Source organism: Cryobacterium sp. TMT3-29-2, from assembly GCF_004564305.1.
In the GTDB taxonomy this organism is placed as follows: domain Bacteria; phylum Actinomycetota; class Actinomycetes; order Actinomycetales; family Microbacteriaceae; genus Cryobacterium; species Cryobacterium sinapicolor.
Window position 1 is genome coordinate 1 of sequence record NZ_SOGK01000126.1, and the last position, 11,310, is coordinate 11,310.

General features: G+C 69.1%; 11 protein-coding genes. 3 read left to right on the top strand and 8 right to left on the bottom strand.

All coding sequences use genetic code 11. The features are described from left to right. Positions 1-43 precede the first annotated feature (43 nt). The 3 genes from E3O67_RS14385 to E3O67_RS14395 are packed head-to-tail and all read right to left on the bottom strand — an operon-like array spanning position 44 to position 2,366. On the bottom strand, positions 44-286 hold the full coding sequence (locus E3O67_RS14385; RefSeq protein ID WP_134426697.1) for a ferrous iron transport protein A: 243 nt from the start codon (positions 284-286) through the stop codon (positions 44-46). 21 nt (positions 287-307) lie between these two features. Next, complete coding sequence (locus E3O67_RS14390) at positions 308-1,006, bottom strand: TrkA family potassium uptake protein (protein WP_241979086.1); 699 nt, start codon at positions 1,004-1,006, stop codon at positions 308-310. Further along, the gene (locus E3O67_RS14395) at positions 999-2,366 is read right to left on the bottom strand and encodes a TrkH family potassium uptake protein (protein ID WP_241979085.1); all 1,368 of its coding nucleotides are present in this window, start codon (positions 2,364-2,366) and stop codon (positions 999-1,001) included. The genes E3O67_RS14390 and E3O67_RS14395 overlap by 8 nt, the downstream gene beginning before the upstream one ends. A gap of 157 nt (positions 2,367-2,523) precedes the next feature. Here E3O67_RS14395 and E3O67_RS14400 point away from each other — a divergent pair, with 157 nt between their 5' ends. Then, the gene (locus E3O67_RS14400; RefSeq protein ID WP_134426693.1) at positions 2,524-3,057 is read left to right on the top strand and encodes a hypothetical protein; all 534 of its coding nucleotides are present in this window, start codon (positions 2,524-2,526) and stop codon (positions 3,055-3,057) included. A 211-nt stretch (positions 3,058-3,268) separates the two neighbouring features. Here the strand turns inward: E3O67_RS14400 and E3O67_RS14405 are convergent, their stop codons facing one another. The 5 genes from E3O67_RS14405 to E3O67_RS14425 all read right to left on the bottom strand — a co-directional run bounded on the left by E3O67_RS14405 (position 3,269) and on the right by E3O67_RS14425 (position 9,563). Beyond that, complete coding sequence (locus tag E3O67_RS14405; protein ID WP_135102996.1) at positions 3,269-4,120, bottom strand: GNAT family N-acetyltransferase; 852 nt, start codon at positions 4,118-4,120, stop codon at positions 3,269-3,271. 314 nt (positions 4,121-4,434) lie between these two features. Next, entirely contained in the window at positions 4,435-5,808 is a 1,374-nt protein-coding gene (locus E3O67_RS14410; protein WP_135102997.1) for an FAD-binding oxidoreductase, read from the bottom strand. 143 nt (positions 5,809-5,951) lie between these two features. Further along, on the bottom strand, positions 5,952-7,226 hold the full coding sequence (locus E3O67_RS14415) for a saccharopine dehydrogenase family protein (RefSeq protein ID WP_134429620.1): 1,275 nt from the start codon (positions 7,224-7,226) through the stop codon (positions 5,952-5,954). Between the two features lie 109 nt (positions 7,227-7,335). Further along, positions 7,336-8,049 carry a phosphatase PAP2 family protein gene (locus E3O67_RS14420; protein WP_135102998.1) on the bottom strand — a complete coding sequence of 238 codons (714 nt, stop codon included), beginning with the start codon at positions 8,047-8,049 and terminating at the stop codon, positions 7,336-7,338. Between the two features lie 236 nt (positions 8,050-8,285). Next, the gene (locus E3O67_RS14425; protein WP_134429624.1) at positions 8,286-9,563 is read right to left on the bottom strand and encodes a multidrug effflux MFS transporter; all 1,278 of its coding nucleotides are present in this window, start codon (positions 9,561-9,563) and stop codon (positions 8,286-8,288) included. A gap of 409 nt (positions 9,564-9,972) precedes the next feature. Between E3O67_RS14425 and E3O67_RS14430 the strand changes: the two genes are divergently transcribed. Continuing rightward, positions 9,973-10,845, top strand: coding sequence for a thioredoxin domain-containing protein (locus tag E3O67_RS14430; RefSeq protein ID WP_134429626.1), 873 nt, complete (start codon positions 9,973-9,975; stop codon positions 10,843-10,845). Between the two features lie 80 nt (positions 10,846-10,925). Next, entirely contained in the window at positions 10,926-11,252 is a 327-nt protein-coding gene (locus E3O67_RS14435) for a CHY zinc finger protein (RefSeq protein WP_134429628.1), read from the top strand. Positions 11,253-11,310 lie beyond the last annotated feature (58 nt).

Below are 11,310 nucleotides of genomic sequence, written 5' to 3' on the forward strand. Positions count from 1 at the left end.
GGCAGCGGCAGCGCGGCAGCGGCAGCGCGGCAGCGGCAGCGAACTAGTCGGCGAGCGGATGCCGCGGCGCACGCGGCGCGGGCGGCGGCGGCACCTGCTTCGCGGCAACGATGTCGGCGAGCGCCAGGGCGACCAGTCCGCGCTTGGTCTCGACCGTGCACCCGGTGTCGGTGACGTCGCGCAGGTAGCCCACGGCATCCGTTACCCCGCCCTCGATGCGGGTGCGCACCACGATTCGGGTGCCGAGGGCCGTGCTGAGCACGAATTGGGCGGCGGCGAGACTCATCTGACCGAGCCTAGCCCTCCCTTACCGGAGGCGGCTGAAGGACTCCACCTTGCGCACGTCACCGGCGATCAGGATGACGTCGTCGGCCTGCAACGTCGTGTCGAGGGTCGTGTAGCTCCAGCCCTCGCCGGGCCGGTTGAAGGCCGTGACCGTGACGCCGTGGATGGTGCGCACACTGGATTTGCCGAGCGGCACGCCAATGATCTCCTGCGGTGGGTTCGTCTTCACGAGGGCGAAGTTCTCGTCGATCTCGATGTAGTCCTGCATCACCCCGCGCACCAGGTGGGCCACCCTCTTGCCCATGTCCTTCTCGGGGTAGATGACGTGCTTGACGCCGATCTGTCGCAGGATCTCGCCGTGCGGGTCGCTGACCGCCTTGGCCCAAATATTCGGGATGCCCAACTTGAGCAGCAGGCTCGCAGTCAGGATGTTCGCCTGGATATCGCCGCCGATCGCAACGACAGCGCTGCTGAAGTCCGGCACCGAGAGTTGGCGGAGGGTCTCCTCCTTGGTCGAGTCGGCGCGCACGACATGGGTGAGCAGGCCGTTGTGCGCCTGAACGATCTCCTCGTCGCCGTCGATGCCGAGAACCTCGCTGCCACTGGCCATGAGCTCGAGCGCGAGGGCACTGCCGAAGCGGCCCAGTCCGATCACGACGATCGCATCTTCCTCGGCCATGCGGGCGGGCTGTTGACGCCCGAACAGGGAAAACTTAGCCAATGATGGGCCTCTCTTTCGGTAATTCATACGAAGTGGGGCGTTCCCGCAGGGCGAGCGCCGAGGCGAACCCGATGGGACCCAGCCGACCGATGAACATCAGCAGCATCAGGATGATCTGACCGGCCGGAGGTAGGCCCGCGGTGATCCCGGTGGAAAGACCCACCGTGCCGAACGCGGAAATCACCTCGAACAAGAGCTCATCGAGACCGATATCGGTGATCAGCATCAGGGCGACGGTGGAGACGGTGATCACCGCGACGGCCAGGAGCACGATCGTGATCGCCTGGCGGTGCACGGCCCGGGAGAGGCGCTTGCCGAAGACGTTCACGGCCACCTCGCCGCGGATCTCGGTCAGCAGGATGAAGAACAGCACCGCGAACGTGGTGATCTTGATGCCGCCGGCGGTGCCGGCCGGGCCGCCTCCGATGAGCATCAGCACGTCCATGCCGAGCAGGCTCGCAGAGTCCATCGCCCCGATGTCGATGCTGTTGAACCCGGCCGTGCGGGTCTGCACCGACTGGAAGAAGCCCACCAGGAGTTTGCTCGGCCAGTCCAACGGGCCGAGCGTGCCCGGGTTGTTCCACTCCACGCCGGTGATGTAGATGGTGCCCGCAACCAGGAGCGTGATCGTGCCGACCAGCACAATGCGGGTATTCATCGTCCACTTCAACGGCGACCGGAGGTGCTTCCGCAACTGCATGATCACCGGGAAGCCCAACCCGCCGAGGATCACGGCGGCGGCGATCGGCAGGCAGATGAACGGGTCCGTCGCGTAGGAGATGAGGTTGTCGCTGAACAGGGCGAAGCCGGCGTTGTTGAACGAGGACACGGCGTGGAAGACCCCGAGCCAGATGGCCCGGCCGAGAGGTTCGCCGTAACCGATCCAGAACCGCAGGGTCAGCAGCACCGCCACGATGGACTCCACGATCAGGGAGATGCGCACGACGCCGAGTACCAGCCCGCGGACATCCTCGAGCCCGGAGCTTTTCACCTCGGCGGCCGCCGTCATGCGGGACCGGAGGGACATCTTGCGGATCACGGCGAGCCCGATGACCGAGGCGAACGTCATGATGCCGAAGCCGCCGACCTGGATCAGGGCGAGGATGATGACTTGGCCGAACGGGGTCCAGAACGTCTCCGTGTCGACGATGGTCAGGCCGGTCACGCAGATGGCCGACGTGGCCGTAAAGGCAGCGATCAGGAACGGGGTGCCGCCGGGGCCGGGCGTCGCGATCGGGATCATGAGCAGCACCGTGCCGATCAGGACGGCGACGGCGAATCCGGCGACCACGACCTGCGCGGGGTGCGGCCGGGCACGCGGTATTCGTGGACCGCTTCTTCGAAGGGACAGGGATGGCACCCGCTTACTATACGGTTCGCAGGCGACTACTGGCGTGCCCGGTTTCGACACGGCAGATTGCCCCAACCGATGGACAGCGCACCCAGGCGGAAAACCGGGATAATCTGGGTACACCGGCGAGGGGGAAACAAGGGTGAGATTCAACGGGGGTATGCGCATGCATACGCATGCCTTGCGGCCCCACGGCCGCCTGCTCCTCCAAACAGGGTTGTCCGTCCTGGCCTTCGTCGCACCCGTTTCCGCCGTGCTCTTCTGGCTCAGCATTCCCAGCGGCAACTGGCAGCCCGTCGCCATCGCCCAGGTCGTGCTCCTGAGCATCTGCGCACTCGCCTTTCTGTCCTACACGCGCACCATCATCCGTGTCGACGCCGAGGGCATCTCCGAGCGCGGCTTCATGGGCATGGTCACAGACTTTTCCACGGATGAGATCGGCAGCGTCGTTCTGCTCGACCTCTACCAGAGCGGGGCGCTCGACACGCACCCACAGCTCTTCGTCACCGGAACCGACGGCCGTCTCCTGGTGCGCATGCGCGGGCAGTACTACTCGCGCGGCGCCATGGACACCGTGATCGATCAGCTCGACGTTCCCGTGGTGCGGGTGCCCGAACCGATGACCCTGCAGGATCTGAACCGCGCGCGCCCCGAACTGCTCTACTGGTTCGAGCGACGCCTCACCGGGCGCGGGGCGTAGCGCGCGGCATCGGTTCACGGGCATCCGTTCACGGCATCCGTTCACGGCATCCGTTCACGGCATCCGTTCACGGCAACGGTGAACCAATTCGACGGAGATTTTGCCCGAAACGGCCCGTTTCGGACTGGAAACGTGTTGTGAGAGCAAAATCTCCGTCGAATTCGTACGGCAGGCGCGGGCAGGCGCGGCCGGGCGGGCAGGCGCGGCCGGGTCAGGCGGGGCGGGGCGCGCTGTCGGCGGCATCCGTTGTGAAGACGTAGTCCTTGTTCTCGGTGAGCTCGGGGCGCAGTCCGCGGGACAGCGCGACGCGGAACTGCGTGCGGGACTCGTCGCGGCACCGGGCCGCCTCGGCCGGGTCCGCGGCGCGCAGCCGCTCGAAGTCCCCGTCGAGCCGCAACGTGTCGGTCCCCGACCAGGCGGGCGGGAGCTCGCCGGCCAGCGCCCGGAGCGTGCGCGGGGAATCGAGGCGCCAACGCACCTCGAACCGGTCGCTCCGGTCGCTTCCGGTGATGTCGTCGTCGAGCCGGCCGTAGAAGTCCGGCCAGAAGCGCACCACCTCGGCGCCCAGTTTGACCAAGTTGAAGTGCGCGTTCCGGCGGATCAGCGGGTCGAAGGTCCAGCGCATGTCGGCGATGCCATGCTCCAGGCAGAGGGCCCGCTGGTACAGTTTGAGCGCGTAACCGACCCCGCCACCGCGCTGCCCCGGCCCCACCGCCGTCATATGCGAGTGCAGGTGGATGCCGTCGGTCCAGCCGAGGAACCCGAGGCTCGCGCCGATCGGGTCACCCGCGGTCGCGCCGATCGGGTCACCCGCGGTCGCGCCGATCGGGTTGGGGCCGCTCGCGCCGACCGCGATTGCGACCAGCACGGTGTTGCCGGCGAAGTCGAGCGCCCGGAGCATCGAATCGTCGGGGCTGCGGCCCACGCCCCAGGTGCGTTCGAACAGGCCGATCGCCGCGGCCAGGTCACCGGGTGTGGCCTGGCGCACGCTGACCCCGGCGGCCCCCGCGGCCGCCTCCGCCTGCCGCACGGCCTGCCGCACAACCTTCGGCTCAACGCTCATTCATCGAGTAGACCACACCCGGCTCGGTCCCCGGCAACCTGCGGCAAACGGATGCCCCGAGCCGGCGCGACCCGGCGGCCCACCGGTGCGGCAGCATCCATCGCACCGCGAGCGGAACCACCACGCGACCCCCGCGCAGCCGCGAGCAGAACCCCCACGCAACCCCCGCGCATCCGCGCATCCGGCATCCGGCATCCGGCATCCGCGAGCGGAACCCCCGGGAACCCGCCGAGCAACCCCCGAGCAACCCCCCGGAACCCCCCGGAACCCCCCGGAACCCCCCGGAACCCCCCGGGAACCGCCGAGCGACCGCCCTAGTGCCCGCGACCGGAGACCACGTCCGCGACGGATGCGATCGGAGACGTCGTCTTCCGGCGAGTGAGCTCGGCATGGTCGGCCAGCGAGTAGGCGCGGTAGAGCGCGTGCACGGCGAGCCAGCGCAGCGGCTCCGGCTCCCAGTTGCGCACCCGGTGGTTCACCCACGGCAGCCGGGTGAGGCCGGTGTCGTTGCCGAGGATGAGGTCGGTCAGCGTGCGCCCGGCCAGGTTCGTCGTGGCCACCCCGGTGCCCACATAGCCGCCGGCCCAGGCCAGCCCGGTCGCCGGGTCGAGCCCCACCGTCGCCGCCCAGTCGCGCGGCACGCCCAGCACGCCGGACCAGGCGTGATCGATCGCCACGCCCGCCGTCGCCGGGAAGAACCGGGTCAGGATGCCCCGCAGCGCCTTCACCGTGCTCGCCGGGGTCCGCCCGTCGGAATCCGTCTGCGACCCGAACCGGTACGGCACGCCCCGGCCGCCGATCGCGATGCGGTCGTCGGCGGTGCGCTGCGCGTATATGTACGCGTGCGCCATGTCACCGAGGGTCTCCCGTCCCTCCCAGCCGATGCTCGCCCAGACGTCCGAGCCGAGCGGCGCGGTCGCGATCAGTGTCGAGTTCATCGGCAGCCAGGCCCGGTGCAGGCCCTTCAACCCCGCCGTGAATCCCTCCGTGGCGCGCACCACGAACTCCGCGTCCACGACGCCCCGGTCGGTGATCGCCCGGTGCGGCGTGATCTCGCTGACCTGGGTGTCCTCGTAGATCTCCACGCCGAGACCCTCCACCACCCGGGCGAGCCCCGCCGCGAGTTTGGCGGGGTTGATGCGCGCGCAGTGCGGGTGCCACATCGCCCCGGTGGCGCCGGCCACGTCGATGCGGGCGCGCGCCGCCGCCGGGGAGAGGAGTTCGACATCCGTCATGTCCCAGGCCTGCTCCGACCGGGCGGATGCCTCGAGGCGCCGTTGCTGCGGCTGGTCGTACGCCACGGTGAACTCGCCGCCCTTGACGATGTCGGCGTCGATACCCTCGTCCGCGGCCACCCGGATCACCTCGTCGACCGTCTCGTTCATGCCGGTCTGGAACCGGGCCGCGGCGTCGCGCCCGTGCGAGGCGACGTACTGCTCGCGGCCGCCGGTGACCGAGTTGGTCAGCCAGCCGCCGTTCCGCCCCGACGCGCCGTAGCCGGCGAAGCGCTGCTCCACGATCACGATCCGCAGTGCCGGGGCCGCCTTCTTCAGGTAGTAGGCCGTCCACAGCCCGGTGTAGCCGGCGCCGACGATGCACACATCCGCCGTCGTCGGCCCGGGCAGGGGATCGCGATTGGCCGGCCGGCCGAGCTGGTTCCACCAGAAGGAGACATCACCATTGATCATTCCCGTACCGCTTTCGTTCCGACGGATGTTGCGCGTCCAGTCAGAGCATCATCTCGCATCCGGCGCGCGTGCGGCGGGCGCCTCGCAGCCGGTGCCGCCCGCGGGCAACGGGCAGCGGGCCACCGGCCACCGGCCGGAACCGGTTACGCCAGCCGGTCCTCCATCCCCCAGGGCTGGCCGTAACCGCCGTCGGATTCGGGCGCGCTCATCAGGTCGAGGAACGCCTTTGCGTCGAAGGCCTCCGGGCCGAGCACGCCGATGCCGCCCCAGGTGCCGGCGGCCAGCAGTTCCAGGGCGATCACGGGGTTGAGCGCGGTCTGCCAGACCACGCACTGGGTGTCGTACTCGCGCATCGTCCACTCGTTGTCGGCCACGTGGTACAGGTAGACCTCGCGCGGCCGGTCGTCGAGGCCGGTGCCGGTGATCCACACGCCTGCGCAAGTCTTGCCGGTCATCCGCGGGCCGATCGTGGCCGGGTCGGGCAGGCAGGCGGCGACCACATCGCGCGGGGCGACCAGCACCGGGCCGGCGGCGCTGCGCACCCGCACCGGGTCGACCCGGTCGAGGCCGAGCAGGTGCAGGGTCTTCAGCACTCCGATGAATTCCTCGCCCAGGCCGTACTTGAAGGTGACCCGTTTCGCATCGAGCCAGCGCGGCATCAGCACTACCTCCTCGTGCTCCACGTTCACGCACTCGACCCGGCCGATGCCCTCCGGGAAATCGAACATCTCCGGTTCGCTGAACGGCGGAGTGGTGAACCAGCCGCGGTCCTTCTCGAAGATCAGCGGCGGGTTCAGGCACTCCTCGATCGTGGTCCAGATGCTGAACGAGGGCGCGAAGATCTCGTTCCCGGCGTCGTCGCGAACGATCAGGTTGGCTCCGTCCCGCGTGCCGAGCTCCTCGATCTGTCGAAACAGGTGGTCGGAGGCGTAGCGGGCGAAGACATCCGAGAGTCCCGGCTCGACGCCCATGCCCACCAGGGCTAGGCGGCCGGCGGTCTCCCAGTCGGCGGCCTGCGCGAACTGGTCGTCACCGAGCATGACCCCGGTCTGGCGGTAGGGATCGGTGGGGTGCGGCTCGGACAGGCTTACGGCCATGTCGAGGTAGTCGCAGCCGGCGGCGAGCGCCCCGGCGAACACGGTGGGCACGAACTTGGGCTCGACCGCGTTCATCACGTGGGTGGCGCCGTGCTTCCGGGCAACGGATTCCACCCGGTCCGGGTCGCCGGCGTCGATCTGCTCGGCGGAGAACCGGGCCGCGACGGCGTGCCCGTGCTTCAGGCCGATCGCGACGATCGTGCGCTCCGCCCGGGTCAGGTCGAAGTCCGACACGATGACGTGCTCGAAGAATGTGCGCCTGGCGATGATCTTTGCGAACGCGTCTCCGACGCCGCCCGCCCCGACAAGGAGGATTCTCATGCTAGGACGCTACCCCGGGGCATCCGTCGCCGTCAGCCCCGCGCGTCGCCCCGAACCAATTCGACGGAGATTCTGAGGAAAACCAGCTGTTCTGTCCCGATTGAGCGCTCTAAACGGAATTTCTCCGTCGAATTCGCAGGGGTGACGGATGCTTCGCCGCCAGTTCGCGCTCCCCCTGGAGCTTCGCGGCGACCGGCGCCCACAGCAGCACGGCGACGGCCGCGCCGAGCAGCAGCCCGCCGATCGTGTCCGTCAGCCAGTGTGCGCCCAGGTAGGTGCGGCTGACCATCATCAGCACCGTGTAGACGGCGCCGGCCAGCCAGACCCAGACGCGCGGGAAGAGGATGCCGAGGCAGACGGCCATGGTCGCCGCATTGGCCACATGGCCGGACGGAAACGAACCGAAATCAGACACGACCAGCATATCTTCCGGCCGCGCGCGCCCGAACAGGGACTTGAGCACCTGCACGAGACCCGAACTCACGATCGTCGCGACCACGTAGTAGCCGGCCGCCCACGGCCGTTTGAGCAGCAGCAGGACCAACAGGATCAGCACCGGAATCACGATCACACCGGCGATCCCCGCGCCGAGGAAGTTCATCGCGAGCGAGAGGTACTCCCAGACCGGCGCCCGGTGCTCCAGGATCTCGTCCATCCACTCGGCGTCGATCTTCAGCGGGCTGCCGTTGCCCCGCACCACGATCAGGGCGCCGAGTCCCACGGCCAGCAATAGCGCCGCGGCCCCGCTGACCAGCGGCCAGCGGCGGGCGATGCGCCGGGTCGCGGGGGTAGCTGCGGTCTCGGGGGCGCGCTCGCTCATCATTCCTCCATGCTAGATCGGTGCCGGACCGCGACCGGTCGCCGGGGCCGTTTGCCGCGCACCTCCGGTGGCTTAATCAGGAGGTCTGCGAAGCCGGCGACGACGGATGCCGCAATCACGCGGCATCCGCCGCCGCCACGGCGTCGCCGCCCGGAATCTCCTGAGTTAGCCACCGGCGGCCACCGGCGGCCACCGGCCGATGCCGCCTGACGGTTACGGATGCCCGCACCCGAGCTGCCTCAGTGCCCCAGCGCGGGCACCGTCCGGGGCCGCACGACCAACCAGAGGGCGAGAATCGACACGACGGCGGTGACGCCCATCACGGCGCCCATCGGAACGGCGGTCCCGACGCCGAGCACCCCGACGATCGGGGAGATCAGTCCGGCGACGCCGAAGTTCGCGGCGCCGAGCAGCGACGCAGCGGTTCCGGCCTCGTGCGCATGCGCGTTCAGGGCGATCACCTGAACGCTGGGCATCGTGAATCCGAAGGCCGCGATGAAGAACCAGAGCGGAACCAGGGTGCCCCACAGCCCCGCGCCGGCCAGGTCGAGCAGAACGATGGCGGAGGCCGTGATGAGGAGCACCAGAGTGGACACCGAGATGATCCACTGAGGGCCGATGTTGAAACGGTGCATCAGCCGGGAGCTGAGCTGAACACCCGCCACGACGCCGAGTGAGTTGACGGCGAAGAGCACGCCGTACTGCTGCGGGCTGAATCCGTACACGTCCTGGAACAGGAACGACGACGCCGAGAGGTAGGAGAACAGACCGGTGAACGACATCGCGCCGATGATCGCGACGCCCACGAAGACCCGGTCGCTGAGCACCGCACGGTAGCGCTGGCGGAGGGAACTGTGCCCCGTGGTGTGGCGCTCGGCATCCGGAAGTGTCTCGACGATCCAGAAGGCGACGGCCAGGATCACAACCGCGCCATAGGCGGCGAGCACCCAGAAGATGCCGCGCCAGCTCATCACGAGCAGCAGCTGCGAGCCGATGACCGGGGCCAGCACGGGGGCCAGGCCGCTGATCAGCGCGAGTCGGGAAAGCATCTTCACCAGCGGCTTACCGCCGAATAGGTCCCGCACCATCGCGAGGGCGACAACCGCGCCGGCGGCGGCGCCGAAGCCCTGCAGCAGGCGGAAGACCCCGAGCCAGACGATGTCCTGGGAGAGAGCGGCGCCCACGCTCGCCAGGATGTGGAAGCCGGTCGCGAGCATCAGCGGCAGGCGGCGCCCGACCTTGTCACTCCACGGCCCGACGATGAGCTGGCCGAAGCCGAACCCGATCATGGTGCCGGTGAGGGTCAGCTGGATGGCCGCCGGCGAGACGCCGAACTCGCCCTCCAGGGTGGGGAACGCCGGCAGGTAGAGGTCGATCGTGAAGGGGCCGAGGGCCGTGAGCGCACCCAGAACGATGATGTAGACGAGGCGCTGACCGCGGGAAAGAGCGTCGCCGGGATGCTTCGCGGTCGACCTCAGGTCGGCAGCGGTAATGACGGTGATGGCGGCGGTAGTCACGAAGTGTTGATCCTCGGTATCAATGGTGCCGGCCCGACGGGGCCGGGGCGTGCTGGTCTGGTGAGGTCGAGGCGCCGCATCACGGGCGTCAGTACCAGCAGCGGAACGCGGAACCGCTGTCAGAGACAAGACCACCGGCCCGGCAGCTATTCCCCCGGCCGGAGAACGCCGCAGAAGTTGCAGGAATCCCCACGATCGTGCACCGGGCGTGGACAACGGCGGCACCCGCGTTCAATCCCACTCCGGGATGACCGCTGACACCTCCCTCGCTACGCACAACACCGCCCGGGTTTACGGTGCCCCGGACCGCGCTCACAGACCCCTCACAGCCGCACTGCACCTCGCCCCGAGACGGACCCTCTAATCTTGGAACCACCTGCCAGTCGCTACGAAACGGTGCACTAAGTCCATGAGCAATGTCTACGGCAAGCCTGTCCCCCCGAAGAAGGATCGCCGCGAGATGGCGCGTGAAAGCGCTCGCCAGCTCCGCGAGGAGCAGCAGAAGAAGGAGAAGCGCAACCGCTGGCTTCTTCGCGGCGGCATCGGCGCCGGCCTGATCGCGGCTGCCGTGGTCGTGGCCCTCATCGTGGTCGGCAGCCAGGGTCCTGCGACACCGGGTCCGCTCAACATGGCCAGCGACGGGGTGGTGCTCGGCGGCGACGGCACCAACATCGTCCCGGTCGAGACCGTCGCGCTCGCCGCCGACGAAGACCCCATCGCCACCGACCCGACCACTCTCGGCGACACCGCCAATATCGTGGTCTACGCCGACTACCTCTGCCCGTTCTGCGGCCAGTTCGAGACCACGAACGGTGAGCAGATCGCCGGCTGGGTGGCCGCCGGAACCGCCACGCTCGAGTTGCACCCGATCTCGATCCTCGACCCGGTCTCGGCCGGCAGCAAGTACCCGACCCGGGCCGCCGCCGCCCTCGCCTGCGTCGCCAACTACGAGCCCGAGAACGTGCTCGCCATGAACGCGGCGCTGTTCGCGAACCAGCCGGCAGAGAACACCGAAGGCCTGACCGACGACGACCTGGTCAGCTTGGCCACCGACTCGGGCGTCACCGACGAGAAGGTCGCCACCTGCATCACGGAGAACACCTTCGCCTCCTGGGTCGGCGACGCCACCCAGCGGGCGCTCGACGGCCCGATCCCGAACGCCGACATCAAGCAGATCAAGGGCACGCCCACCGTCCTGGTGAACGGCGTTTCCTACCCCGGCGCCCTCGACGACCCTGCCGCCTTCGAGGCCTTCGTCACCGAGCAGGTCACCGGCGAGTAGCCCCTGAGGCCGGGATGCCGCGAGGCGCCCCGGCTTCACCGCGCGGGCAGCCGCGTTCGCCCCTCCCGCGAAGGACCAGCATGCAGATCCACGGACAGACCGTCGACGCCCAGACCCGCTGCGTGCACTATCATTCCGCCCTCGACATCGTGGCGATCAAGTTCTTCTGCTGCGAACGCTTCTACCCCTGCTACCAGTGCCATTCCGCCGGCGAAACCCATGCCGCCAGGCTTTGGCCGCCCGACCGCTGGCACGAGCAGGCCATCCTCTGCGGAGTCTGCCGCGGCACACTCTCGATCGCCGACTACCGGGCGGCCACGGCGTGCCCGTCGTGCGGCGCCGCCTTCAACGACGGATGCCGCGCCCACGCCCACCTCTACTTCGACCTCCCGGCGACGCCGGCCTGAGCCGCGCCCACCGCCGCGCCACGCCGCGCCCACCGCGCCCACCGCCGCGCCCACCGCC

What these genes read in the sequence shown, in the direction of transcription:
- E3O67_RS14385 (WP_134426697.1), bottom strand. Translation starts at nt 286, where the DNA reads ATGAGTCTCGCCGCCGCCCAATTCGTGCTCAGCACGGCCCTCGGCACC.
- E3O67_RS14400 (WP_134426693.1), top strand. Translation starts at nt 2,524, where the DNA reads ATGCATACGCATGCCTTGCGGCCCCACGGCCGCCTGCTCCTCCAAACA.
- E3O67_RS14405 (WP_135102996.1), bottom strand. Translation starts at nt 4,120, where the DNA reads ATGAGCGTTGAGCCGAAGGTTGTGCGGCAGGCCGTGCGGCAGGCGGAG.
- E3O67_RS14410 (WP_135102997.1), bottom strand. Translation starts at nt 5,808, where the DNA reads ATGATCAATGGTGATGTCTCCTTCTGGTGGAACCAGCTCGGCCGGCCG.
- E3O67_RS14415 (WP_134429620.1), bottom strand. Translation starts at nt 7,226, where the DNA reads ATGAGAATCCTCCTTGTCGGGGCGGGCGGCGTCGGAGACGCGTTCGCA.
- E3O67_RS14420 (WP_135102998.1), bottom strand. Translation starts at nt 8,049, where the DNA reads ATGATGAGCGAGCGCGCCCCCGAGACCGCAGCTACCCCCGCGACCCGG.
- E3O67_RS14430 (WP_134429626.1), top strand. Translation starts at nt 9,973, where the DNA reads ATGAGCAATGTCTACGGCAAGCCTGTCCCCCCGAAGAAGGATCGCCGC.
- E3O67_RS14435 (WP_134429628.1), top strand. Translation starts at nt 10,926, where the DNA reads ATGCAGATCCACGGACAGACCGTCGACGCCCAGACCCGCTGCGTGCAC.